Origin of the sequence: Amycolatopsis sp. NPDC089917, from assembly GCF_040684635.1 — a bacterium.
Taxonomy (GTDB): Bacteria; Actinomycetota; Actinomycetes; order Mycobacteriales; family Pseudonocardiaceae; genus Amycolatopsis.
Window position 1 is genome coordinate 1 of sequence record NZ_JBFBGL010000033.1, and the last position, 24,640, is coordinate 24,640.

Annotated in this window: 21 protein-coding genes; 14 read left to right on the forward strand and 7 right to left on the reverse strand. The window is 70.0% G+C overall.

The window, feature by feature from the left end; translation table 11 throughout:
• The 3 genes from AB0N89_RS23590 to AB0N89_RS23600 form a co-directional block, all read left to right on the forward strand.
• Positions 1-957 (forward strand): ADP-ribosylglycohydrolase family protein (locus AB0N89_RS23590; protein ID WP_364207777.1); only part of this gene is annotated, 957 nt, incomplete at its 5' end.
• Between the two features lie 4 nt (positions 958-961).
• Entirely contained in the window at positions 962-2,050 is a 1,089-nt protein-coding gene (locus tag AB0N89_RS23595) for an ADP-ribosylglycohydrolase family protein (protein WP_364207779.1), read from the forward strand.
• Between the two features lie 38 nt (positions 2,051-2,088).
• A complete protein-coding gene (locus AB0N89_RS23600) occupies positions 2,089-4,017 on the forward strand; it encodes a TNT domain-containing protein (RefSeq protein ID WP_364207781.1) in 1,929 nt (642 codons plus the stop codon).
• A 6-nt stretch (positions 4,018-4,023) separates the two neighbouring features.
• Here AB0N89_RS23600 and AB0N89_RS23605 read toward each other — a convergent pair whose 3' ends face one another.
• The 4 genes from AB0N89_RS23605 to AB0N89_RS23620 form a co-directional block, all read right to left on the reverse strand.
• Entirely contained in the window at positions 4,024-5,010 is a 987-nt protein-coding gene (locus AB0N89_RS23605; RefSeq protein ID WP_364207783.1) for an LLM class flavin-dependent oxidoreductase, read from the reverse strand.
• A gap of 19 nt (positions 5,011-5,029) precedes the next feature.
• Complete coding sequence (locus AB0N89_RS23610; RefSeq protein WP_364207785.1) at positions 5,030-5,881, reverse strand: class I SAM-dependent methyltransferase; 852 nt, start codon at positions 5,879-5,881, stop codon at positions 5,030-5,032.
• A gap of 16 nt (positions 5,882-5,897) precedes the next feature.
• Complete coding sequence (locus tag AB0N89_RS23615; RefSeq protein WP_364207787.1) at positions 5,898-7,205, reverse strand: ATP-binding protein; 1,308 nt, start codon at positions 7,203-7,205, stop codon at positions 5,898-5,900.
• Positions 7,206-7,325: 120 nt separating this feature from the next.
• A complete protein-coding gene (locus tag AB0N89_RS23620) occupies positions 7,326-8,747 on the reverse strand; it encodes a CCA tRNA nucleotidyltransferase (protein ID WP_364207789.1) in 1,422 nt (473 codons plus the stop codon).
• A 148-nt stretch (positions 8,748-8,895) separates the two neighbouring features.
• Here AB0N89_RS23620 and AB0N89_RS23625 point away from each other — a divergent pair, with 148 nt between their 5' ends.
• The 9 genes from AB0N89_RS23625 to AB0N89_RS23665 all read left to right on the forward strand — a co-directional run bounded on the left by AB0N89_RS23625 (position 8,896) and on the right by AB0N89_RS23665 (position 20,058).
• Positions 8,896-9,420: an NUDIX hydrolase gene (locus AB0N89_RS23625; protein ID WP_364207791.1), complete on the forward strand. Its 525-nt coding sequence runs from the start codon at positions 8,896-8,898 to the stop codon at positions 9,418-9,420.
• Positions 9,417-11,582 (forward strand): DUF6049 family protein, encoded by a 2,166-nt coding sequence (locus AB0N89_RS23630; RefSeq protein ID WP_364207793.1) that lies wholly within the window; start codon positions 9,417-9,419, stop codon positions 11,580-11,582. Before AB0N89_RS23625 ends, AB0N89_RS23630 begins: the two co-directional genes overlap by 4 nt.
• 644 nt (positions 11,583-12,226) lie before the next feature.
• A complete protein-coding gene (murJ, locus tag AB0N89_RS23635; RefSeq protein WP_364207922.1) occupies positions 12,227-13,963 on the forward strand; it encodes a murein biosynthesis integral membrane protein MurJ in 1,737 nt (578 codons plus the stop codon).
• A gap of 120 nt (positions 13,964-14,083) precedes the next feature.
• Positions 14,084-15,646 (forward strand): protein kinase family protein, encoded by a 1,563-nt coding sequence (locus AB0N89_RS23640; RefSeq protein ID WP_364207795.1) that lies wholly within the window; start codon positions 14,084-14,086, stop codon positions 15,644-15,646.
• Positions 15,647-15,677: 31 nt separating this feature from the next.
• Positions 15,678-16,337 carry an RNA polymerase sigma factor SigM gene (gene sigM, locus AB0N89_RS23645; protein WP_364207797.1) on the forward strand — a complete coding sequence of 220 codons (660 nt, stop codon included), beginning with the start codon at positions 15,678-15,680 and terminating at the stop codon, positions 16,335-16,337.
• Positions 16,334-17,128 (forward strand): hypothetical protein, encoded by a 795-nt coding sequence (locus AB0N89_RS23650; protein ID WP_364207799.1) that lies wholly within the window; start codon positions 16,334-16,336, stop codon positions 17,126-17,128. Before sigM ends, AB0N89_RS23650 begins: the two co-directional genes overlap by 4 nt.
• A 166-nt stretch (positions 17,129-17,294) precedes the next feature.
• Positions 17,295-18,290, forward strand: a complete 996-nt coding sequence (trxB, locus tag AB0N89_RS23655) for a thioredoxin-disulfide reductase (RefSeq protein ID WP_364207801.1) — start codon at positions 17,295-17,297, stop codon at positions 18,288-18,290.
• 41 nt (positions 18,291-18,331) lie between these two features.
• Positions 18,332-18,658: a thioredoxin gene (trxA, locus tag AB0N89_RS23660; RefSeq protein ID WP_005154472.1), complete on the forward strand. Its 327-nt coding sequence runs from the start codon at positions 18,332-18,334 to the stop codon at positions 18,656-18,658.
• Between the two features lie 251 nt (positions 18,659-18,909).
• Positions 18,910-20,058, forward strand: a complete 1,149-nt coding sequence (locus AB0N89_RS23665; RefSeq protein ID WP_364207803.1) for an N-acetylmuramoyl-L-alanine amidase — start codon at positions 18,910-18,912, stop codon at positions 20,056-20,058.
• Positions 20,059-20,433: 375 nt separating this feature from the next.
• Here the strand turns inward: AB0N89_RS23665 and AB0N89_RS23670 are convergent, their stop codons facing one another.
• Complete coding sequence (locus AB0N89_RS23670; protein WP_007032251.1) at positions 20,434-21,078, reverse strand: GNAT family N-acetyltransferase; 645 nt, start codon at positions 21,076-21,078, stop codon at positions 20,434-20,436.
• A gap of 194 nt (positions 21,079-21,272) precedes the next feature.
• Between AB0N89_RS23670 and AB0N89_RS23675 the strand changes: the two genes are divergently transcribed.
• Positions 21,273-22,592, forward strand: a complete 1,320-nt coding sequence (locus tag AB0N89_RS23675) for a PLP-dependent aminotransferase family protein (RefSeq protein WP_364207805.1) — start codon at positions 21,273-21,275, stop codon at positions 22,590-22,592.
• A 36-nt stretch (positions 22,593-22,628) separates the two neighbouring features.
• Positions 22,629-23,579, forward strand: coding sequence for a D-alanine--D-alanine ligase (locus tag AB0N89_RS23680; RefSeq protein ID WP_364207807.1), 951 nt, complete (start codon positions 22,629-22,631; stop codon positions 23,577-23,579).
• A gap of 7 nt (positions 23,580-23,586) precedes the next feature.
• Here the strand turns inward: AB0N89_RS23680 and AB0N89_RS23685 are convergent, their stop codons facing one another.
• Complete coding sequence (locus AB0N89_RS23685) at positions 23,587-23,985, reverse strand: hypothetical protein (protein WP_364207809.1); 399 nt, start codon at positions 23,983-23,985, stop codon at positions 23,587-23,589.
• Positions 23,958-24,629 (reverse strand): HAD family phosphatase, encoded by a 672-nt coding sequence (locus AB0N89_RS23690; RefSeq protein ID WP_364207811.1) that lies wholly within the window; start codon positions 24,627-24,629, stop codon positions 23,958-23,960. The genes AB0N89_RS23685 and AB0N89_RS23690 overlap by 28 nt, the downstream gene beginning before the upstream one ends.
• Positions 24,630-24,640: the final 11 nt, after the last annotated feature.

The following is a 24,640-nucleotide window of genomic DNA, read 5'->3' on the forward strand; positions in this document are numbered from 1 at the left end:
CCATCCCGGGGTAGCCCGGGCCCGCGCTCGCCCGGACGACAGCGCCGTGCAAGCGCGACGACAGAGGTCCCCGCGTTTCTCGTCCACGTCGGCTTCGCGATCGGTGACGCGCTCGGCTCGGGCGCGGATCCCGCCGACGGCCTGCCGCTGGGCGGGCTGACCCGGCAGCTGCTCTTCCACACCGAGTCGGTGATCCGCGGCCTGGACGCGACCCCGGACAAGCCCGAAATCCCGGCGTCACTGCCCGCGGGCGGACGCCCGGACGGCTGGGTCGCCAAGGCCACCGCGGCCGCCGGACCGCCTCCCGCGGAGTTCTCGGCCATGCTGGTGACGGCGCTCGCCGCGACGGTGACCGGAGGGACGCCGGGTCCCGCCGACAGCACCTTCTACGCGATGAAGGTGGTCCGCGAGCTGGTCGGTTCCGCGGCGGGCCACGAGGTCGTCCACGGCGCGGAGCTGCTGGTGAACGTGTTCCGCGCGCAGCTCGCGGCCCGGAACGGCGAACCAGCGGTGGCGAACTTCCTCGAAGGTTTCGACGAGTACAGCGGCGAGGTCGGCGACCTGGTCAAGACCGTGCTCGACCTCCGGAACGACCTCGACGGCGGCCGTGTCGCCGACGTCGAACAGTTCGACAGCATCGGGGACGGCCGGACACCGCTTTCGGTACTCGGCAGGGCGGTGTTCGCCGCCGCCAAACGGGGTCACGATCCCGAGGCGGCGCTGACGCTGGCCGCACGCGGCGGCGCGGTGACGGCGGCGCTGACCGGGGCGATGGTCGGTGCCCGGCTCACCGTGCCCGGCCTGCCGGAGAGCTGGCTCGCCGCGTACTCCGGCCTCGGCGTCGTCGACGCCATGGCGGGCGACGCCTATTACTACTTCAACCGGTTCGGCCTGACCCGCGAGCCCGAGGAGCGGCGGCGCTGGGACGCGAACCGGTACCCACGAGGAGATCAGTAGAGAAATGCGCGAGTGGCTTCAGAATCCGGCGACCAGGTCCCGGCTGCGCGGCAGCCTGTTCGCCGGGGCGATCGGCGACGCGCTCGGCGCGAAGACCGAGTTCGACTCGATCGACCGCATCCGGGAGATAGCCGGACCCGCCGGGATCACCGACCTCATCCCCGCGTACGGCGGGATCGGGCGGATCACCGACGACACCCAGATGACGCTGTTCACCCTGGAAGGCCTGATCAGGGCCCACCACGGCACAGTGCCCGTCGAGCAGTCGCTCCAGCTGGCCTACCAGCGCTGGCTGCACACCCAGGGCGTCTCGTGGGAGCGGGCGCGCGGGCCGGAGGACACGAGCACGGAACCCGACGGCTGGCTCATCACGAACCGCGAGCTCTTCAGCCGTCGCGCTCCCGGCCTCACCTGCTTCAGCGAGCTGGAGGCGTACGGCAAGACCGGCGTGCGCGCCGGCATGGACAAGCCGGTGAACAACTCGAAGGGCTGCGGCGGCGTCATGCGCGCGGCACCCGTCGCGCTGTGGTCGGACGACCTCGCGGAGGTGTTCCGGCTCGGCGCCGAGAGCGCGGCCCTGACGCACGGTCATCCGAGCGGGTACCTCTCGTCGGGCGCTTTCGCGGTGATCGTGCGCGAACTGCTGCTCGGGAAACCGCTGCTCGACGCCGTCGCGACCGCCCGTGCCGAACTGGAGAAGTACCAGGGGCACGAGGAGCAGAGCGTCGCGCTGGACCAGGCGCTCGCGCTCGCCCGCGAGGGGGCGCCGACGCCGGAGAAGCTCGAAACGCTCGGTCAGGGGAACATCGGCGAGACCGCGCTGTCCATGTCGGTCTACGTCGCCCTGGCCACGACGGATCCGGACACCGCTCTGCTCGCTTCGGTGAACCACAGCGGCGACAGCGACTCGACGGGCTCGATCTGCGGAAACCTCGTCGGCGCCATGTACGGGGAAGAAGAGCTCAACACGGACTGGCTCGTGAAGCTGGAATTGAGCGAGGTCATCGGCGGGCTGGCGGACGACGCGCTCGCGGAGTTCGGCGGGACCGCCCCGGGTGACGACCGGTGGTACGTCCGCTATCCGGCCCACTAGATTGACCCCGATCGGGGATCTTGGGGAGGGGACACAGAGTGCGTTACCGGGTTCAAGCGGCAGAGCGGCCGGATGGCCTGTACGCCGTATGGGGGGACACCGTCTTCGCGGCCCAGCGGTCGACCGAGGACGGCACGTTGCTGCTCATCGCGCCGCTGGGGGAAGCGGCGCCCGAGGGCTTCGACCGTGACTGGAACGGACGGCCCGCCCGGGTCGTGCTGAACGGCGAGGTCGGCGTGACCTTCAGCCTCCAGTCGTACGGCCGGTTCGACGACGAGCACTTCCAGATCGCGCCGCAGACCGGCGGCGGCGACCTGACCTTGCGCTGGGCGAGCGAGGACGCGGCCCGTGCGGCCGAACTGGGGCTCACGGACTTCTCGACCACGGCCTCGCCGTCGCGGCTGACGGCGTTGTGGCAGACCAGGCACGATTTCGTCGAGTCGCCGGACGCCCGGCCCGAGATCGGCTCGGGCGACCAGCCGCCGCTGCTGCGCGCCATCGGGCGGACGCTGCTGCGGGTGCTGCCGCCGGGCTGGCAGCGGGTCGGCGCGCAGTTCCGGCAGGTCGGCGACTACTCCGAGCTGGAGGTCCGCTCGGTCGGCGACGAGGGCAACGGCCCGGTGTCGGTGTCCCTCGCGGCCCCGCCGGAGCTCGGCTCGCTGTTCGCGCGGCTGCGCGCGGCGATGCACCAGCCCGAGACCGGCACCTGGTTCCAGGGCACCTTCACGCTGGACTCGGAATCGCATTTCGACTTCGACTTCGACGCCGAACAGGAACCGACCTGGCGGATCGCGCCGAACGAGGGCGGAAAGCCTTCCCCGCGCGCGTACGCGACCGAGCTCGCGATCTTCCCGCGCGACCAGAAGCACGTCCCGGCCTGGCTCTCGGCCAAGGCCGGGCTGCCACTGGACGTCGTGTTCCGGCACGCGAAGGTCGCCGACGCGCACAACGAGGGCGAACGCCCGGTCGTCAACCGGCCGCCGGTCCCGCCGGACATGATGCGCGGCGTCCTGGACTACCTCTTCCGCTCGCCGGTGGCGGTGTCCCGGCCGGGCCCGCAGCCCGACATCTTCACCCCGAACAGCCCGCCGGACGTGCCGAACGCCTTCCACACCGACGGCGTGTGGATCTGGCCCGCGGCCGTGCCGCACTACCTGCGCAAGTACGGGGTGCCGCCGGAGCCTGAGCTGGTCGAGCACATCCGGGCGGCCGGGTTCCGGCCGCCGCTGGTCGGGGAGCTGGTGCGGGCGACCGCCGAGGCGGAGATCGTCGGCAAGCCGCGGCCGCCGCAGACCGCCGCGGACCTGCCGGACGAAAGCGTCCGCGCCCGTGTCGAACGCGACGGCGAACCGGTCCGCGACATCCGGGCCGCCGAGGTGCTGGAAGTCCTGTACCAGCGGCTGGCCGAACACGGCGTCGCGCCGACGTCCTACCGGATCGGCGCGAACGCGGTGCCGGAGCCGGGTCTCTGGACCCTGCGCCGCACCGAGAACGGCTGGGAGGTCTCGCGGCCGCCGACCGACGAGCCGGTGGCGTTCGCGAGTCTCGAAGAGGCGGCGCGGTTCTTCCTCGGCACCCTGCTGCTGTACCCGGCGCGGGCCGCGGTGGGCGCGAGCGAGGAGGCCGACAACCCGGCCGACTGGCCGATCCTGCCGCTGCGGGGCGAGCCGCCGCTGAACTTCTTCCGCCGCAAGCGGATCGTCGTCCTGCCGGCGGGCACCACGGTGCAGCGGTTCGGGAACGAGACCGGCAACCTCGTGCACGCGGAAACGGCGCGCTTCAGCGAGACGTCACTGGCCGTGGACCGCGAACGGGAACGCCGGCTGTACCGCGTCCTGCGGCCGCTGCGCGTGGTCACCGGCGTCACCACGCCGTGGAACGGGACGCCGGGCGGGGCCGTGGCCTACGTGCTGCCCCGGCCGCTCGCCCAGCATCTCGAATCCGGCGCCCTGTCCCGCGTCCAATAACCCGCGCTAAAAGGACTTCGCGACCAGCTCGTAGGACCGGGCCCGCGCCGCGGCGTCGTACACCGGTGCCGTCAGCATCAGCTCGTCGGCACCGGTGGCCGCGGCGAGGTTCCGCAGCGACGTCACCGCCGTCTCCGGTCCGCCGTGCGCCTGCGCGGCGGTGAACTGCCCGATCAGCTCCGCCGACTCCGGGGTGAACTCGTGCGCGGCCGCCGCCTCCATGGTCGGGAAGGCCAGGTCGCCGCCTTCACCGTTGAGCAGGTACGACTTGATCACCGCGCACGGCCCGGCGATGTACGCGGCTTCGGCGTCGGTGTCCGCGCAGATGGTCTCGACGCAGAGGATCACGTACGGCTCTTCGCGCCACCGGGACGGCTTGAAGTTCTCGCGGTAGGCCTCCAGCACCTCGGCCGTGTTCTGCGGCCTGATGTGGTGCGCGACCGCGATCGGCAGGCCGAGTCCGGCGGCGAGCGAGGCGCCGGCCGCGCTCGAACACAGCAGCCACGGCTCCGGCGTCGGCACCTCGCCGGGCAGCACCCGGATGCCGGTCTCCCCGGCCAGGTGACGCAGCAGCTCGGCGACGTCGGCGCGGTATTCGTCGTCCGTCGCCGGGTCCGCGCCCCGGCGCAGCGCGCGGACGATCTTCTCGTCGAAGGTGCCGGGACCCCGTCCGACGCCGAGGTCGATCCGGCCGGGGTGCAGCGCCGAAAGCGTCGCGAACTGCTCGGCGATCGCGAGCGGGGCGTGGTTCGGCGCCAGCACCCCGCCCGAGCCGATCCGGATCGACGACGTCACCGCCGCCAGATGCGCGGCCAGCACCGGCGGCGAGGACGTCGCGATGGCGGGCGAGCCGTGATGCTCCGCGATCCAGATCCGGTGGTAGCCGAGTTCCTCCAGTTTCCCGGCGACCGAGGCCGTGGACGCGAGCACTTCGGCGGCCGCGCGGCCTTCCTCGACGACGGCGAGTTCGAGCGCGGAAAGCAAGATCCCCATGACCCCAACGTAGCCAAACTCAGGAGGCGGTGATGAGCACCGCGGGCGACCACCAGTAGTCCGCCAGCGGCTCGATCCGGATGCCGGTGAAGCCCGCTTCCTTCAGCTGCGAGGCCCAGTCGGTGGCGGGCTGCTCCCAGTTCGTCCGGTCGGCCCCCGGTTTGACCAGGCCCAGCAGGATCGGCAGCAGGAACCCCCGCGCCACCAGCGACGCCTCCTTGCCGTACTCCGAGATCCCGCGTTCGTAGCGCGTGACCAGGGAGACCAAGTACTCGTCGGAGCCTTCGTCGTACTCGGGCACGTCGAACTCGGCGAGCACCAGGCACGAGGTGCGGGGCCGGAGCGCCCGCAGGACCTCGGTGCGCTCGGCGGTCGGGATCGACTGGAGCGCGAAGGTCGACTGCGTCAGCTGCCACTGCTTGTCGTCTTCGCGGGCGAGGAACTCCTGCGCGGTCGCCTCCCAGGTGTGGAGGCCGTGGGTGCCGTCGAGGTGCTTGCGCGTTTCGGCGAGCAACGCGCTCGACGGCTCGACGAGGTCGATCCGGCCGGGCTGCCGGTCCGCCTGTTCGAGCGCGGGGACGACGGCGAGCCCGTCGCCGCAGCCGAGGTCGAGCAGGGAACCCACGCTGCCGTAACGCCGGGCGAGCATGGCGCTGAGCTGCCGGTAGAGCTTCACGTTCCCGCCGCCGCGGATGAACGCGGTGAACGCGGCGGGCTGCTCGTAGACACCTCCGCCGCCGCCTTCGGTCAGGTATCCGTGCAGTTCGATGCCGAGCGTGGATCCGGCACGTTCGGCGAGGTCCGCTGCCTTGGCCTGGTCACCGTCGCGGTACGCGGTGAGCGCTTTGACCAGGACGTCCGTTTTCTTCATGTTCTCCTGTTTACCGTCAGAACGGCACCCAGAGGGTGACTCTGGTGCCATTGCCCGGAGCCGACTCCACCCTGGCCGTCCCGCCGACCTCGTTCAGCCGGGCGGTGATGGACTCGCTGATGCCGAAACCGGCGGGCCGGGAATCGAGGCTGAACCCGGCGCCGTGATCGCGGGTGATCACCGCGACGCCGCCTTCCTGTTCCTCGACGCGCACGACGACCTTGTCCGTCCCGGCGTGCTTGAGGGTGTTGCGCAGGGACTCCCGGACGGCGTCGCGGATGGCGATCTGCCGGACCTCCGAGAGCGTGTCGTCGTCGAGTTCGGCGATCACGAGCTGGGCGCGCAGCCCGTCGCGTGCCATCTCCGCCGCCAGCGACGCGAGCTTCTCGCCCAGCGGCCGCGATCCGGCCTCCGACCGTTCCGAAGCCTCGTTCTCGATCGTCTGCCGCAGCTCCATCGACTGCGCCCGCGCCAGCCGCTGCACCTCCGCGAGCCGGTCGGCCGGGTCGCCCTGGTGGGCCAGCGCGATCGCTTCGAGGGTCTGCAGCACGGAGTCGTGCAGCATCCGGTGCTGGCGGGCGCGTTCGGCGATCCGGCCGTTGCGGATGCCGTACGCGAGCGCGAGCCGGGTGCCGAGCCCGATCAGGACGAGCGCACCGCTCGCGGTGAAGAGGACGCCGAGCATCGACGGGAAGGTGGCCATCGCGTCGCCGGGCGCGGCGTGACCGGTGCCGAACAGGGACGCGAGCATCCGCACCGGGAAGCTGACGACGGCCAGCGCCGCGGCGGCGGGCATCCCCAGCGCCAGTGCCAGCAGCGCGACCTCGCCGAGCAGATGTTTGCCCGGCACCGCCATCGCCTCGGTGAACACCGAAGCCGGCACGAGCGCGCCGACGGCCAGCGGCGCGAGCAGCGTGAACGCGAGGTCGATGGCCAGCAGCCGGACGGCGTGCTGCGGGCGGAACGGCGCCGACCGCAGCATCCACCGGATCCCGTACAGCGAGAGCGCGACCGAGCCGAGCGCCACCAGCCCGACCGGCCCGATCCCGACCATGCCGTGGGTGGAGACGTAGACGCCGAACGTGCCCGGCACCGCGAAGAGCCGGTAGACCAGGGGGACGAGGGCGACGTAGCGAGCGGCTCTGAGCAGCAGGTTGTCGCGATAAGCCGTGTCGACGGGACCGTTCATCTGCTGGATCCGCCGGAGCGCCCGCATGGGTGTCGGGTCGCCGACCTCGTCGGACAGCTCACTGGTCGCCGTGGCCAGCGCGGGCGCGCCACGACGCAGCAGCGTCACCAGAAAACTGGACGGCCGCTTCGCCATGGAATTTCCCCCTGCCCGGAGCACCGGCAGGAGTATCTCGGGTTACGCCGTATGGATCCAGAGACCAACGGTGTTTATCTCAGCTGATGACCTGGAATTCCGTGACGAAACGGGCGAACGCTAGCCGCCGATGCCGTTCTCGGCGGCCCACTTCTTCAACTCGGCGACCGCCTCGTCGTGCTCCAGCGGACCGCGGTCGAGCCGCAGCTCCTTCAGGTGCTTCCACGCCTTGCCGACGTCCGGCCCCGGCTTGAGATCGAGGATCCGCATGATCTCCTCGCCGTTGAGGTCCGGCCGGACCCGGTCGAGGTCCTCCTGCGCCTGGATCGTCGCGATCCGCCGCTCGAGGTCGTCGTAGGTCGCCTGCAGCGCGGCCGCCTTCTTGCGGTTGCGCGTGGTGCAGTCGGCGCGCACCAGCTTGTGCAGCCGGGGCAGCAGGTCGCCGGCGTCGGTGACGTAGCGCCGCACCGCCGAGTCCGTCCACTCGCCCTTGCCGTACCCGTGGAACCGCAGGTGCAGGAACACGAGCTGGCTGACGTCCTGGACGATCTCCTTCGAGAACTTCAGGGCACGCAAACGCTTGCGGGCCATCTTCGCGCCGACGACCTCGTGGTGGTGGAAGCTCACCCCGCCGCCGGGCTGGAACTCGCGCGTCGCGGGCTTGCCGACGTCGTGCAGGAGCGCCGCGAGCCGCAGGATCAGGTCCGGCTCGGAGGTCGGCTCGTGCGAGGACTCCAGGTCGATCGCCTGCGCGAGCACGGTCAGCGAGTGCTGGTAGACGTCCTTGTGCTGGTGGTGCTCGTCGATCGCCAGCCGCATGCCGGGCACCTCGGGCAGCACGCGGTCGGCGAGGCGGGTGTCGACCAGGAGCTCGATGCCGGGCCGCGGGTCGGCCGCCAGCAGCAGCTTCGACAGCTCGGTCTGGACGCGCTCGGCGGTGATCCGGTCGATCTCCTCCGCCATCGACGTCATCGCGTCGATCACCCGCGGCGCCGCGACGAACCCGAGCTGCGCGGAGAACCGCGCGGCCCGCAGCATGCGCAGCGGGTCGTCGGCGAAGGACTCCTGCGGGGTCGCGGGCGTGTCGAGCACCCGGTCCTGCAGCGCCTGGAGCCCGTCGTACGGGTCGACGAAGGTCTGGTTCGCGAGGTCGATCGCCATCGCGTTGACCGTGAAGTCGCGGCGGAGCAGATCGCCCTCGATGCTGTCGCCGAAGGTGACCTCGGGGTTGCGGCCGACCCGGTCGTAGCTGTCGGCGCGGAACGTGGTGATCTCCAGGGTCATGCCCTGCTTCGTCACCCCGACCGTGCCGAACGCGATGCCGACGTCCCACACCGCGTCGCCCCAGGCGTTCACGATCTTGAGGACCTGATCCGGCCTGGCGTCCGTGGTGAAGTCGAGGTCGCTCGACAACCTGCCGAGCATCATGTCCCGGACGCTGCCGCCGACCAGGTACAGGCTGTACCCCGCCTTCGCGAAGAGCTTCGCGAGCTCGTCCGCCAGCGGGGAGATGCGCATCAGCTCCGTCACAGCGTTCTGCATCGCAGTGCTCTTCCCCGCAATCGCCTGCCCGGCGACCACCTTGTTCACGACAATCCCACCACGATTTGGATGTACTTACTACGGCCCGGCCCAACCCGGGCACGGAGAGCCAGCGTACCCGTACCGCCGTTTGCTCTAGCATCGCAGCATGTCTGGATCAGCCGGCCGCTCCGGCGCTTCGAAGCCGGGCCGCCGGCGGAGGCGCAGGCGGGGAAGGCGGCTGACCACGGTCGACGAAACCTCGGCCGGCGGTCTCGTCGTCGACGTCGAACGCGCGCACGCCGCGCTGATCGGGCGGCTCGACCGGCACGGCAGACTGCTGTGGTCGCTGCCCAAGGGCCACATCGAGGACGGTGAGACGCATGAGCAGACCGCGGTGCGCGAGGTGAAGGAGGAGACCGGCATCTCCGCGCGGGTCCTGCAGCCCCTCGGCACCATCGACTACTGGTTCGTGGCCGAGCGACGCCGCGTGCACAAGACGGTGCACCATTTCATCCTGGAATCCACCGGCGGCGAGCTTTCGGACGAAGATGTCGAGGTGACCGAGGTCGCCTGGGTGCCGCTCGCCGACCTGGAGACCACCCTCGCCTACTCCGACGAGCGCAAGCTGGTCCGGAAGGCCAAAGAACTCTTCGCGCAGCAACAGCACACCGCCGAGGGAGCACCTGAGTGAAGCGGCTTGCCGCCACTGTCCTGTCGATCCTGTTCCTGGCCTTCTCCGCGTTGCCCGTCGCGGTCGCGCAGGCCCAGGAACAGCCCCGGCTGCGCGTGGACCTCGACCAGCTGAACCCCCGCGTGATCACCACGGGCTCGACGTCGATCACCGTCACCGGCCGCGTCACCAACATCGGTGACCGGCCGATCAGCAAACTGGGCGTCCGGCTGCAGCTGGGCACCCGGCTGCAGAGCGACCAGCAGATCGGCGACGTGCTCGCGGGCGGCAAGTTCAAGGATCTCTCGGCGACCGAGTTCGTCGACCTCGAACCGGACACCCTGGAGGCGGGACAGAGCGCGACGCTCGACCTGGCCGTCCCGCTCGGCCCGTCGTCGAAGCTCCAGTTCCCGAAGGCCGGCGTGTACCCGCTGCTGGTCAACGTCAACGGCACCCCCGACTTCGGCGGCCCGGAACGGCTCGCGGCGATCAGCCTGCTGATGCCGGTGCTCGGCGTCCCCGGCAAAGCGCCCTCGTCGCGTCCGCCGGCAGTGCCCTCGGCGCCGTCGGCGAGCCTGCTGTGGCCGATCGCGAACAGCACCGTGCACGTCGTCTCGTCCCCGCTCGGCGGTCCGCTGACCCTGGCGGACGAGCGGCTGGCGGACGAGCTGGCCGCGGGCGGGCGGCTGGACTCGCTGGTCGCGGCGGCGCGCGCGGCCGAGGCCGACACGAAGGTCTCGTCGTCGCTGTGCCTGGCCATCGACCCCGATCTGGTCGCGACCGTGGACGGGATGACCCGCGGCTACCAGGTCGCCACCGGCGGCGGACCCGTCCCCGGCAAGGGCGTCGAGACCGCGAAGAACTGGCTCGGCCAGCTGAAGGCGCTGGTCGCGGGCCGCTGCGTGGTCACCCTCCCGTTCGCCGACGCCGACCTCGCCGCGCTGACGAAGGTCCGCGCCGGCGACGCCACCGACACCGCGCTCCTGTCGGCCGCGCTCGGCGGCGCGACGACGATCAAGAACCTGCTCGGCATCCAGCCGCAGGACGGCGTGCTGTGGCCCGGCGGCGTCCTCGATTCGCAGACCCTCGAAGCGATCGGCAAGGCGGGCGTCAAGACCGTGCTGACCGATTCGGGCAGGCTCCAGTCCGGTTCCCCGGTTTCGGGCGGGGTCTCGATCGAGGGAACGGATCTCCGCGCGCAGCCGATCGACACGCTGATCTCGTCCGCGCTGAACGGCTCGGGATCCACCCAGAACGGGCTCGGCGCGATCGCCTTCCGGGCCGGGCTCGGCGGACAGAACGAGGAGCAGGAACGCTCGCGGCTGCTGATCGCGCCGCCGCGCCACTGGGCCGCGACCGGCCCCGAACTCACCTCGTTCCTGGGGCGGATGGGCGACTTCTACGGCGCCGGTCTCGTCAAGCCGGCACCGCTGCCCGAACTGCTCGGCCAAGGCCCGTCCGGGACGGCGTCGGTCAACTACGCCCCGCAGGATCTGACGGCCGCGACCAGCGGAGACGTCACCGCGAAGATGTCCCAGATCGACAACGAGACGCTCGGCCTGTCGTCCGCGATGACGATGGATGCCACCAAACGAGTGAATCCGGCCGACGTGATAGCCCCCGTCCGGCTCGCCCTGATCCGGGCCGCCTCGACCTCGTGGCGTGGCGCGGACGCGACGATCGCCACCGGCAACGCGCGCGGCGACCTCGACGCGATCCGCAGCCAGGTCACCGTGGAACGGCCGAAGCAGACGATCGCGCTGGCGTCCGGCGCGTCGCCGCTGCCGGTGTTCATCACCAACAGCCTGCCGGTCGGCGTCGCCGTCCAGGTCGCGCTGAAGAACAACGTGGGCCTGCGGCCGACCGACGAGACGCAGCTGCAGGCGCAGATGGTCCCGGCGAACAGCGCCCGCAACCGGCTGCTCCCGGTCGAGGCGCTGCGGGCGGGCCGGTTCAGCGTCGACGTGGCGCTGACCACACCCGACGGGACCCCGCTCGGCTCCGCCGCCCGCTTCGAACTGACCTCGACCGAGTACGGCGCGATCACCATCATCATCACCGTCACCGCGGCGGGCGCGTTGCTGCTGCTCTCGTCCCGCCGGATCTACCGGAAGATCAAGGACGCGCGGACCGATCGGGCGAACGAAACGGCCCCGCGTGTGACCGAAGACGCACAGGTTTAAGTGTTTCCGGGCGTTCCCGATTACCCTGGTCCGGACGATGCCATCGGGCATCACGTAGTCGAGCACCGAGGATTGGGCGCACGTTGGAAAGAGAGCCGGGTGTACCGCCCGAGCGTGCAGGCCGTCCCCGGCGCGAAGGCGCTCCGCCACCGCCCCGTCGCACCGATGGTCCCGCGCGTCGTCCGGAGCGTCGTCAACCGCCGCCCCAGCAGCTCCCGCCCGAGCGCGGTGAGCGGCCGCGTCGTGCCGCGCCACCGCCTCAGCAGCCGCCGGACGGCCGCCGCCAGCGGACCGCGGGCCGTGCCGACGACGAGACACGACGGCTGAGGCCACCCCAGAACCAGAACCAGGCACCGCCGCGCAAAGCGCCTCCGCCGACCCGGCGTCAGCAGGTCCCGCCGCCTCAGCAGCAAGGGCCGCCGCTGCCCCAGCCGACGCAGAATCCGGCTCAGAACCCGTCCCAGGGTCCGGCGCAGCGCCGTCCGCCCGGGGCACCGCCGCAGGGACCGCACCAGGCCCCGCATCAGACTCCGCCCCCGCCGCATCGCGGGCGCCGCCAGCCGCCACCGGTCCGCCCGTGGCAGGTCGACCGGCGCGACGAACCCGACGCGACGCGGTTCATCCCGCGCACCCCCGGCGTCCCGATGGGCTCGCGCTGGCCGGTCGCCGACCCCGACGTCCTCCGCCCGTACGACCAGCTCGCCACGCAGGTCATGCCTGCGATCAAGGACGCGCCGCTGGTCAAACCGCGGCCGGGGGAGACCGGCGAACAGGACGTCGCCGCCCCGGCGCAGGCACCGTCCATCGCGAAATCCAGCGGCCGGATGGCGATCGCCTCGCTGATCAGCCGCATCACCGGCTTCGCGTGGAAGCTGCTGCTGGTCGCGGCCATCGGCGCCAAGGTCGAGAACGACTCGTTCAACGTCGCCAACACGATGCCGAACATCATCTTCGAACTGCTGATGGGCGGTGTGCTGTCCAGTCTCGTGGTCCCGCTGCTCGTGCGGTCGCAGGACGACAAGGACGGCGGCGAGGCCTACACGCAGCGGCTGGTGACGGTGGCGGGGACGCTGCTCATCGCCGGGACGGCGATCGCGGTCCTCGCGGCGCCGCTGATCACCAAGCTCTACGTCGACGATAAGGGGCAGGCGAACCCCGACCTGGTCACCGCGTTCGCGTACCTGCTGCTGCCGCAGATCTTCTTCTACGGCGTGTTCGCGCTGCTCTCGGCGATGCTGAACGCGAAGCACATCTTCGGCCCGACGGCCTGGGCGCCGGTGATCAACAACCTGGTCGTCATCTTCACGATCCTCGTGGTGTGGATCATGCCGGGGGACATCTCCACGAACCCCGTGTCGATCACCGACCCGAAGGTGCTGACGCTGGGCCTCGGCGTGACCGCGGGCATCGTGGCGCAGTCGGTGCTGCTGATCCCGCCGCTGCTGCGGTCCGGGTTCAAGTTCAAGTGGCGCTGGGGCATCGACAAGCGCATGAAGGAATTCGGCGGGCTCGCGCTGTGGACCGTCGGCTACGTCGCGGTCAGCCAGGTGGGCTACACGATCACGACCCGTGTGCTGACCAGCGGTTCGTCGGGCGGTGTGACCGCGTACGCCAACGCCTGGCTGCTCTTCCAGCTGCCGTACGGCGTCATCGGCGTGTCGCTGCTGACCGCGATCATGCCGAGGATGAGCCGCGCGGCCGCGGACGGCGACCACAAGAAGCTGATCGGCGACCTCTCGTACGCCTCCCGGATCTCGACGGTGACGCTCCTGCCGATCTCCGCGGTGATGACCGTGGTGGGCGGTTCGGTCGGTATCGCCCTGTTCACCCTGGGCAAGGGCAAGATCGAGGACGCGACGCGCCTGGGCGAGGCGCTGGCCATCTCCGCGTTCGCGCTGCTGCCGTACGCGCTGGTCATGCTGCAGATGCGGGTGTTCTACGCGATGAAGGACGCGCGGACGCCAGTGCTGATCATGATCGTGATGACCGTGGTCAAGGTGCCGCTGCTGTACCTGTGCCCCGCGCTGCTGTCGCCGGACAACATCGTGCTCGGCGTGATGATGGTCAACGGCCTCACGTTCGTCGTCGGCGCGATCCTCGGTCAGGTCTGGCTCTGGGTGACGCTCGGTAACCTCCGGAGCAAGCGGGTTCTCGGAGTGATCCTCTTCACGGTCGTCGCGAGCGTGCTCGGGGTCGGCGCGGCGTGGCTCGCCGGGCAGGTCGTTCCCGACTCGTTCGGGCCTACTTTCCATGCCTGGGTGAAACTTCTGCTCCAAACGATCGTCGGGATCGTGGTGTCGTTCGGCGTGCTCATGGCCCTCAAGGTCGAGGAATTGAAGCCCGCCACGGCGAGGATCACCCGGTTGATCAAGCGGCGATAACGATTCACGCACGGATGGCGCGCGTTCACGGGTCGTATTCTGGGTACCCTCGGGGCGGGAGCTACGCGGGAGAGTGCGGTGGATACGAGACGGAGCGAACAGGCAGGGGAGGCGAGCCAAGTGGGCGTTCGTGCCCAGGGTGGGTCGTTGGCCCCTGGCCGGGTCGTCGGTGACGGCCGGTATCGCCTGCTCGCACAGTTCGGGGTGGACGAGCGGGCGGCGGCGCATCTTTGGCGCGCCCGCGACGGGCAGCTGAAGCGGGACGTGGCGCTGACGCTCCTGGTCGGCGACCCGGCGGACGCGGAGGCCGCGAGGCTCGCGCGCCGGACGCTGGAGCGTGCCGCGCACGCCTCGAAGTTCGGTCACGGCGGGGTCGCGCGCGTCCTCGACGTGCTGAGCCTCGGCAGCGGCGTCACCTCGAGCGAAGGTCTGCTCGGGGTCGTCGTGGCGGAATGGACCAAGGGCAGCGACCTGGTCGACCTCGTGGCGCAGCGCCCGGTGGCGCCGGCCGCGGCGGCCAGGATGGTGCAGGCGCTGGCGGAAGCCGTCGATCACGCCCACCAGAACGGTCTCGTCCTCGGGCTCGACCACCCGCAGCGGCTGCGGCTCACCCCGGACGGCGCGCTGAAGCTCGCCTTCCCGGGTCCGTTGCCCGAAGCGACCCTTCGCGACGACGTCAAGGCCCTCGGCGCGGTGCTGTACCTGCTGCTGACCGGTCGCTGGGCCCTGCCCGGCGGTCCGGCCGCGATCCCGGCGGCGCCGCACGCGCCGACTGGCAGGGTCATCCCGCCGCGTTCGCTGGTCCCGACGGTCCCGGTCGAACTGTCCTCGCTCGCCGTCCGCACCATCGAGGACGGCGGCCACGGCGGCATCCGCACCAGCGCGGCCATCCTGCGCGTGCTGGACCAGGTCGCCGAGGCCGAGGAACGCACCCAGCTGATCAAGGCCGTCGGCGAGGATGAGGCCGTCGCCGAACCGGACGGCACGGTCTGGACGACGAAGAAGCCGGTCAAGGACGTCGCGCGGCGCAAGAAGCTGGCGTTCGGCGTGACCGTGCTGGTCGTCGCGACCGTGGTCATCCTCGCCTGGGGCGGGATGATGCTGATCAACCTGTTCCAGGGTGAATCGAAGTCCAGCGGTCCGAACATGAACGTCGCCGCGTCGTCGTCTTCGGCGGCCCCGCCGCCTTCGGGCGAGCAGCCGCCGCCCTCTCAGCAGCCGCCGCCGGGTCCGACCGTGGGGGCCGCGGTCAAGCCGTCGGCCGTCGCCGTGTTCAACCCGGGCAGCAAGGGCGACAGCCCCGGCCGCGCCAAGAACGCGACGGACGGCGACCCGGGCACCGTGTGGAAGACCGACGACTACGACGAGCAGTTCCCGGTCCTCAAGAACGGTGTCGGGCTGGTCGTGACCTTCAAGGACCCGATCAACCTCAGCCAGGTCAAGATCGACGCGGGAAGCGCCGGCTCGAAGGTCGAGATCCGCTCCGCCGACAAGAAGAACCCGAAGCTCGACGAGACGAAGGTCGTCGGCGGCGGGGACCTCGCGGCGGGTGAATCGACCATCGCGTTGCAGCAGCCGCAGCAGGGTCAGTACTTCATCGTCTGGATCACTCAGCTGGGTGAAGATGGCGACGGCAAGTTCGTGACCGAACTCAAAGAGCTGACGTTCCTGCCTGCGGGGTGACGCCGAACACCGGGTCAGTAGGCTCTCCCGGGTGACAGCTGCAGCTCCAACGGACGCGGATCTCATAGCGGCGCATGCCGCCGGTGACCCGCACGCGTTCAGTGAACTGGTCCAGCGACATCGAGACCGCATGTGGGCCGTCGCCCTGCGCACCGTGCGGGATCCGGAAGAAGCCGCGGACGCCCTGCAGGACGCGTTCATCTCCGCGTTCCGAGCAGCGGGCAATTTCCGAGCCGAATCGCAGGTCACGACGTGGCTGCACCGCATCGTCGTGAACGCGTGCCTCGACCGCATCCGGCGGGGCAAGGCCAGACCGACCGTTCCGCTGCCCGAGACCGGGCAGTTCAACGAGCCCGCCTCGCCACGCGACTCGATGTCCGAGCGAGAGACGAGCCTCGTGGTCAAGGCAGCCCTCGACCAGCTTCCTGAAGAACAACGTGCCCCGATCGTGTTGGTCGACGTCGAGGGATACTCCGTCGCCGAGACGGCGAAGATGCTCGGCATCGCCGAGGGCACGGTGAAGAGCAGGTGTGCCCGAGGTCGCGGAAAGCTCGCGAAGGTTCTCGGACATCTACGGAACCCCGATGCGATTGCGAACGTCCCAACTCACGAAAGCAAACGAGAGCGCGCTACCCCGGAACGGGGTGCCAGGCGTCCTCAGGGCACGCCGGGTGACGGGGAGGGAAGATGACAGACGAGAGCAGGGGGATCGGCGGGACCGTCGGTCCGCCGTGGTCTGTCGATGTGCTCGCCGACCTGCACGCAGGTGTACTGGACGAGCGAGAGGCGGCCGAACTGTGGCCGCTGGTGAACGCCGACCCCGAAGCACTGGCGATCATCGAAGCACTTGAAGCGACCACGGCCGACCTCGCGTCACTCGCGAACGAGCCGGTCGTACCGATGCCGGCGGAGTACGCGGCACGGATCGACGCGGCGCTGGCCGCGGAAATGCAGACCCGTCAGGCGTCGCCTGCCTTTCAAGACGCACCTCAGGGGCAGCCGGAGCAGGTCGCCCCGGTGGTGGACCTCGCGGCCGCACGGCGGCGGAGGAACAAGCGGATCGGCTGGGGCGCCGGGATAGCGACCGTGGCCGCGGCCGCGATCGCCGCCGTCGCGATCGTCGTTCCCACCACCCAGCAGACGACACCGGGCGGCGTCGCGCAGCCTCCGCCCGCCCCCACCGGCCCCTCGGTCGGCGGCGACGGCGGCGGCGCGGAAGCGCTCGTCGGCAAGGCGATCGGCGTCCGCGACTTCGGCTCGCTGAAGACCGAAGAGAAGCTGGACGCCTGCGTCGAGGCCGCCGGACTGGATCCCGACGTCCGGCCGGAGGGCATCCGGCCGGTGAACGTCGCGGGCAAGGACGGCGTGATGGTGATCTACACCACAGGGAAGCTCGCCCAGTTCCGCATCGTCGCCTTCGGGGCGGACTGCGGCCCGGGCAAGCCGTCTGTCCTGTTCGACAAGATCATCGGCCAGAAGTAGCTGTAGAGCGATAGCGAAGGTCCCCTGCTCCCGCCGCGGAGAGCAGGGGACCTTTGCTGTCACCTGGGGAGCAAAGCAGGAGAAGTAGCGCCGGTCACCCCGGGAACACCGGCCCTTACGATCGTGTTGAGCCTGGTGAACAGGTCACTACGAGCGGAGGTCACGGGTGGCTGCCGAGGAGATCAGGAACCTGATCATTGTGGGATCGGGTCCTGCGGGATACACCGCCGCTGTCTACGCGGCACGAGCGCAGCTCGAACCGCTGGTGTTCGAGGGCACTCAGTTCGGCGGTGCGCTGATGACGACGACGGAGGTCGAGAACTTCCCCGGCTTCCGCGAAGGCATCCAGGGTCCCGACCTCATGGAAGAGATGCGTGAGCAGGCCAAGCGTTTCGGCGCCGACCTGCGCCAGGAGGACGTCGAGTCCGTCGAGCTGACCGGTGACGTCAAGTACGTCGTCGCGAACGGGAAGCGCTACGCGGCCCGCGCGGTCGTGCTCTCGATGGGCGCCGCCGCCCGCTACCTGAACGTGCCCGGCGAGCAGGAACTGCTCGGCCGCGGTGTTTCGGCCTGTGCCACCTGCGACGGCTTCTTCTTCCGCGATCACGACATCGTGGTCGCGGGCGGCGGCGACTCGGCGATGGAGGAGGCGACCTTCCTGACGAAGTTCGCCAAGTCCGTCACGATCGTCCACCGTCGCGAGGAGTTCCGCGCCTCCAAGATCATGCTGGAGCGCGCCCGCGAGAACGAGAAGATCAAGTGGGCGCTCAACAAGCAGATCACCGGGGTCGAGGGTGAGGGCAAGGTCGAGGGCCTGAAGCTCAAGGACACGGTGACCGGCGAGGAGTCCCAGCTCGACGTGACCGGGTTCTTCGTCGCGATCGGTCACGACCCGCGCAGCGAACTGGTGCGCGGTCAGGTGGACCTCGACGAGGACGGCTACGTGCTCACCAAGGGCCGGACCTCGTACACGAACCTTCCCGGCGTCTTCGCGGCCGGCGACCTGGTCGACCGCACGTACCGGCAGGCGATCACCGCCGCGGGTTCGGGCTGCGCCGCGGCGATCGACGCGGAACGATGGCTGGCGGAGCACGCCGGCGTCGAGACCGCCCAGGAAACCTCTGAGCTGGTCGGCGGCGGCTACGGCGCCACCGCCAACTGACTTTCCCGCACCGGAGTTCACCACCCCCAGGAGGAGACACCATGGCCAACAACACCGTGACGGTGACCGACAAGACGTTCGTCGACGACGTGCTCACGAGCGAGAAGCCCGTGCTGGTCGACTTCTGGGCGACCTGGTGCGGTCCGTGCAAGATGGTCGCCCCGGTGCTCGAAGAGATCGCGGCGGAAAACGGCGAGAAGCTGACCATCGCGAAGCTGGACATCGACGCCAACCCGAACACGGCGCGTGACTACCAGGTGATGTCGATCCCGACGCTGATCCTGTTCCAGGGCGGCAAGCCGGTCAAGCAGATCGTCGGCGCCAAGCCGAAGGCCGCGCTGCTGTCGGACCTCGCCGACGTCCTCTGATCTCGCGTTTCACCTGCCGAAACCCGGGGCCTGCCCAGGCTCCGGGTTTCGTCTTTCCGCGGATCGGGTAGATCTCACTGTTACGGCGGCGCCTGGACGGGCTCCACGAACGGGGACTTGACGCACCGGCCGGGCCTCCGCGCTCACCGAGAGTTCACAGGGCACAATAGAGCACCGGGGTTCGCCCCGCAGGGTTTTCAAAGTCGTGCATCGAGCTCGATCGGTGCCCCAAAGGGAAGAGCGAGGAGTGCATGCGGGTACTCCGCCGCGGTGACGCCGGACCGGACGTCGCCGAGATCAGGTCCACGCTGGCGGCGATGGAGCTGCTCCCGCCGGTGACCGAATCCGGGGAGTACGAGGTCTTCGATACGGCGATGGAACACGCCGTGCGCGCGTTCCAGCAGCGTCGTGGGCTCATCACCGACGGTCTGGTGGGTCCGGCGACCTACCAGGCGCTTCGCGGCGCGGGCTTCCATCTCGGCAGCCGCCCGCTGACCTACATGTTCTCCGCCCCCATGCAGGGTGACGACGTCTTCGCGCTCCAGGAGCGGCTGACCGAGCTCGGTTTCGACGCCGGCCGCCCGGACGGGCACTTCGGCGCCCAGACCGAGCGCGCGCTCAAGACCTTCCAGCGCGACATGCGCCTGGTCGCCGACGGGATGTGCGGTCCGGCCACGATCCGCGAGCTGCACCGGCTGTCCTCGCCGCGTGCCCGCGGCGGTCGCCCCGTTTTCCTGCGCGAGCAGGAGCAGGTGCGCCAGGCGGGCCCGCGGCTGCGCGGCAAGCGCATCGTGATCGACCCGGGTCACGGCGGCGAGGACCTCGGTGTCGTCGCCGGCGAACTGCGGGAAGCGGACATCGCCTGGGATCTGGCGCGGCGGCTGGAAGGCCGGATGCAGGCCACGGGCATGGAGGCGCTGATCTCGCGCGGCCCGAACCAGAGCCCGAGCGAAAGCGACCGGGCGAAGTTCGCGAACGAGGCGGGCGCGGACCTGTTCCTTTCGCTGCACAACGACAAGAACCCCTCGCCGAAGGCGCAGGGTGTCGCGAGCTTCCACTTCGGCACCGGCAACGGCACCACGTCGACCGTCGGTGAGCTGCTGGCGGGCTTCATCCAGCGTGAGCTGGCCGCCCGCACCGGCATGCTCGACTGCCGCACGCACTACAAGACCTGGGAGATCTTCACCCGCACCCGCTGCCCCGCGGTGCGGATCGAGATCGGCTACCTGACGAACCCGGAGGACAGCCGCAAACTGGCGGACCCGGCTTTCCGCGACGTCGTCGCCGAAGGCATCCTGGTCGCCGTGAAGCGCCTGTACCTCCTCGGCGAGGGGGACCAGCCGACCGGCACGTTCACCTTCGCGGACGTCCTGGCCCACGAACTCGCCAAAGCGGAGTAGCCAGTCCTCCACACCCGCACGCGGGCGCACATCCCCCTGCCGAGCCCCTCGGCACAACCGGTTGTGTGCCCCCACTCCCGAGCACGCCACCCGTAGATCCCCCCGGCGCGCAGCCCCCGCCCTTCCCGGGGGGCGTCCCCAGGTCCAGCCTACCCATCCACAGATTTTCCACCGCTCCTAGCAGCGATCTGTGGATAACTCGGCGGGTTACCCACAGCTGTCCCCAGGCCGGGGGATGGCCGCTGCGCGCGCTCAGAAACTCTGCTAGAGCGCCTCACCCGAGCGAGAGGAAAGGTACCTTTCCTTGCGAAATCTGCAAGGAAAGGAACGGTCCTAGCATGCGGAAAGTGACCGTCCAGAACGGGCGGAACGGATTCAGGCGCGGCCCAGGCTCGGCTCGGCGGTCGTGATGGAGACCTGGCCGAGCAGCCGTTCGAGGGCCGCCTCCACGTCTTCCTTCCACGAGATCGCCGACCGCAGTTCCAACCGCAGCCGCGGCCACCGCGGATGGGGCCGCACGGTCTTGAACCCGACACTCTGCAGGAACGCGGCGGGCAGCACGCAGCTGTGCCCGCCGTCCGGGTCGGTCTCGTCGGGCTTGGCGTCGCCGAAGGCCTCGATCGCGCGGACACCGCGTTTGGTCAGGTCCTTCGCGACGGCCTGCACCAGCATCCGGCCGAGCCCACCGCCCTGGAACTCGGGGAGGACCTGGAACGCGGTCAGCAGCACCGCGTCCGGACCGGGCGGCGAAGTCGGGAAGGCCAGCGAACGCGGCACGGCGTTCGGCGGCGCGTAGAGCACGAAGCCGACAGGCAGGGTGTCGCTGTAGACGATCCGGCCGCAGGAGCCCCATTCCAGCAGGACGCTGGAGACCCAGGCTTCCTTTTCGACCTCGGTGGCGCCGTATTCCTCGGCCTGCGCCTTCATATGCGGCGCCAGCTCCCAGTACACGCAGCGGCGGCAGCTCTTGGGCAGATGCTCGAGGTTGTCCAGGGTTACGCCCACGACGCGACGCGACACAGACAAACCTCCCTGAACGACGACACCCGACGCAGCACTGTCCCGAGCAGGGCTTGCTGAAGGGGTCCTGACCGAGGATAGGCCGATGTGATGAACACCGGAAGGCCAGGGCCCCTCAAGGGAGGGTGGTTACACTCGATGGAACTACCAGTCGGTAGCGACTATGTCCACTTCGAAGCACGGGTGAACGCCTGATGACCGAGAATCGCCCTGTCCGGCCGGAGCCCGGCCGCCACAACCTCGACCCTCATCTCGACCGCTACGCCGCGCGCACGGCCGGGATGACTGCTTCCGAGATCAGGGCTTTGTTCGCGGTCGCCAGCCGCCCCGAAGTGGTTTCGCTCGCCGGCGGGATGCCGAACCTCGCCGCGCTCCCGCTGGACACGCTGTCCGCGCAGGTCGGCGAGCTCATCGCCGAAGACGGCCTGGTCGCGCTCCAGTACGGCTCCGCGCACGGCGTCCCGGCGCTGCGCGAGCAGATCTGCGAGATCATGGCCCTCGAAGGCATCAAGGCCCACCCGGACGACGTCGTCGTGACGGTCGGTTCGCAGATGGGGCTCGACATGGTCACCCGGCTGTTCTGCGACCCGGGCGACGTCATCATCGCCGAAGGACCGTCGTACGTCGGCGCGCTCGGCTCGTTCGCCGCGTACCAGGCCGACGTCGTCCACGTCGCGATGGACGACCACGGCCTGGTCCCCGAAGGTCTGCGCGCCGCGCTCGCGGAGACGCGGAAAGCCGGCCACCGGGTCAAGTTCCTCTACACGATCCCGAACTTCCACAACCCCGGCGGCGTCACGCTGGCCGTCGAGCGGCGCGCGGAGATCGTGGAGATCTGCCGGGAGAACGACATCCTCATCGTCGAGGACAACCCGTACGGCCTGCTCGGCTTCGGCGGGCAAACGTACCCGGCGCTCCGTTCGATCGATCCCGACAACGTCGTGTACCTGGGCTCTTTCTCGAAGACGTTCGCCTCCGGCCTGCGGGTCGGCTGGGTGCTCGCGCCGCACGCCGTCCGGGAGAAACTCGTGCTCGCAGCCGAGTCCGCGACGCTTTGTCCGCCTACGCTTAACCAGTTGATCGTGTCGCGATACCTCTCGACTCACGACTGGATGGGTCAGATCAAGACCTTCCGCGAGAACTACCGGGAGCGCCGGGACGCGATCCTGTCCGCCCTCGAACAGCACATGCCCGCCGGCTGCACCTGGACCAAACCCGACGGCGGGTTCTACGTCTGGATGACCGTCCCGGAAGGCGTGGACACGAAGGCGATGCTGCCGAGGGCCGTCACGGCCCGGGTCGCGTACGCCTCCGGAACCGGCTTCTACGCAGATGGTTTCGGCAGCAGACAGTTGCGGCTTTCTTATTGCTACCCGACGCCGGAGCGGATCCGCGAAGGCGTCCGGCGGCTCGCCGCGGTGCTCGAATCCGAAATGGATCTCGCGCGTACCTTCGGTAACGTGAGCCCACGCTCGATCTCGGGGCCGCAGAACCCCTCTCCGGACACGGTCTGATCGACCGGACGTCCCCAAGCACAAAAGGAGTCCTCGGTGGTCGACCGCACCGTTGCCGTCCTCGCAGGCGGGCTTTCCCACGAACGCGACGTCTCACTCCGCTCCGGGCGCAGGCTCTCGGTCGCGCTGCGGGCGGAAGGCCTCACCGTCGAGGAGTGGGACACCGACGCGGGTCTGCTCGAACGTCTTCGCACCCAGCGCCCCGACGCGGCCATCGTCGCCCTGCACGGCGGGGAAGGGGAGAACGGCGCGGTGCAGACCGTGCTGGAGATGCTCGACGTGCCCTACGTCGGCACCAGCTCGGCGGGCTGCCGCCGCGCGTGGGACAAGCCGACGGCCAAGGCGCTCGTCGCCGACGCGGGCTTCACCACACCGGACTGGGTCGTGCTGCCGCACAGCACCTTCCGCGAACTCGGCGCGCAGGCCGTGCTGGACGCGATGGTCGACACGCTGGGCCTGCCGCTGATCCTCAAGCCCGACCAGGGCGGTTCGGCCCTGGGCGCCCAGGTCGTCAAGGAAGCTTCGGAGATGCCCGGCGCGATGGTCGGCTGCTTCGCGTACGGCGACACCGTTCTCGCGGAGAAGTTCGTATCGGGCGTCGAGGTGGCCGTGACGGTCATCGAAGGCGAACAGGGACCCGAAGCCCTGCCCGCGGTCGAGATCGTGCCCGAGAGCGGCGTGTACGACTACAAGGCCCGCTACACCGCCGGGCTGACCGACTTCTTCACCCCCGCGCGGATCAGCGACGACGCGGCCAAGTCGGTCGGCGAGCTGGCCGTCGCCGTGCACCGGCAGCTCGGGCTTCGCGACATCTCGCGCACCGACGCTGTGGTCGCCGAAGACGGGACCGTCTACTTCCTCGCGGTGAACCTGTCGCCGGGCCTGACCGAGACGTCGATCGTGCCCGTGGCGATCGAGGCCGCCGGCGCCACCCTCGGCTCGGTCTTCGCCGACCTCGTCGGGCGGGCGATCTCCCGCAAGAGCTGAGCTTCTTTCAGTCTCGGACGACGACCACCTGGAATTCGTCTTCGTAGATGACCCGCCCCGGATCCGTCGACCGGACGGTCTCGCACGGGATCTCGTGCGTCTCCAGAATCGCCAGGTAACCGTCGACCCGCTCGATGAAGACCCGGGCACTCGCCTTGAACCACGCCGCGGCGCCGGGATTCACCTCGGCGTCGTACACGCTCGGATCGGTGTGCGCCGGGTTGATGAAGTTCGCGTCGTACCAGTCGTTGTTCGCCCGGCGGAACGCTTCCTGCTCATCGGTGAGGCGTCCGGCCCGCGCGAGGTTGTTGACGAGACCGAAGACTCCCGTGAAGTTGCCTCGTTTGTCGCGGGTCGGGCTCTGAAAGCGAACGAAGGTCATCGACGCGGCCATCCACGCACCCACGCCAGCAGCTCCTCATCGCGCAGGGAGTCGACCACGACGTCGGCGGGGAAGTCCTGATGCTTCAGCGTGGGCACTCCGACGACAGGCACCCCAGCCGCTCGCGCCGACCGGAGCCCGGTCATCGAGTCCTCGTACGCCAGCGCGTCAGCGGGCTCGACGTTCAGGAGCGCGCAGGCGGTCAGGTACATCTCCGGATCCGGCTTCGGCGCGGCCACCTCGTCGGCGGCCAGTTTCACGGGAAACATTCCCGAAAGCCCGCCGCGGGCGAGCGCGGCGTCCAGGAGCGCCCGGGGCGAGTTGCTCGCGACGGCGACCGGGACGGCGGCGGCGGTCAGTTCGACCAACTCACGCGCGCCGGGCATCGCCTCCGCTTTCGCGGTGACGACTTCGGTCACCAACCTCAGCAACTCGTCCGCGATCCCGGCGCCGCCGCCGGGTTCGCCGAACGCCTCCGCCATCGCTTCGGCAGCGGCCGGGAGCGACTTGCCGATCACCAACGCCTTCTCATCCGGACCGAACGGCAGACCTCGCCGCGCGAACAGTTCGGTCTCGGCCACCGACCAACACGGCTCGGTGTCCATGAGCAGTCCGTCGCAGTCGAAGACCACCGCGCGCGGATTTCGGCCGTCGAAGAACCTCTTCACACTTGCCCCCA

Bases quoted from the DNA above. Each gene is read 5' to 3' on its own strand.
- murJ (WP_364207922.1), top strand. From the start codon at position 12,227: ATGGGCTCGCGCTGGCCGGTCGCCGACCCCGACGTCCTCCGCCCGTAC.
- AB0N89_RS23665 (WP_364207803.1), top strand. From the start codon at position 18,910: ATGCGGGTACTCCGCCGCGGTGACGCCGGACCGGACGTCGCCGAGATC.
- AB0N89_RS23650 (WP_364207799.1), top strand. From the start codon at position 16,334: ATGACAGACGAGAGCAGGGGGATCGGCGGGACCGTCGGTCCGCCGTGG.
- trxA (WP_005154472.1), top strand. From the start codon at position 18,332: ATGGCCAACAACACCGTGACGGTGACCGACAAGACGTTCGTCGACGAC.
- AB0N89_RS23675 (WP_364207805.1), top strand. From the start codon at position 21,273: ATGACCGAGAATCGCCCTGTCCGGCCGGAGCCCGGCCGCCACAACCTC.
- AB0N89_RS23610 (WP_364207785.1), bottom strand. From the start codon at position 5,881: ATGAAGAAAACGGACGTCCTGGTCAAAGCGCTCACCGCGTACCGCGAC.
- AB0N89_RS23620 (WP_364207789.1), bottom strand. From the start codon at position 8,747: ATGCAGAACGCTGTGACGGAGCTGATGCGCATCTCCCCGCTGGCGGAC.
- AB0N89_RS23615 (WP_364207787.1), bottom strand. From the start codon at position 7,205: ATGGCGAAGCGGCCGTCCAGTTTTCTGGTGACGCTGCTGCGTCGTGGC.
- AB0N89_RS23595 (WP_364207779.1), top strand. From the start codon at position 962: ATGCGCGAGTGGCTTCAGAATCCGGCGACCAGGTCCCGGCTGCGCGGC.
- AB0N89_RS23605 (WP_364207783.1), bottom strand. From the start codon at position 5,010: ATGGGGATCTTGCTTTCCGCGCTCGAACTCGCCGTCGTCGAGGAAGGC.
- AB0N89_RS23625 (WP_364207791.1), top strand. From the start codon at position 8,896: ATGTCTGGATCAGCCGGCCGCTCCGGCGCTTCGAAGCCGGGCCGCCGG.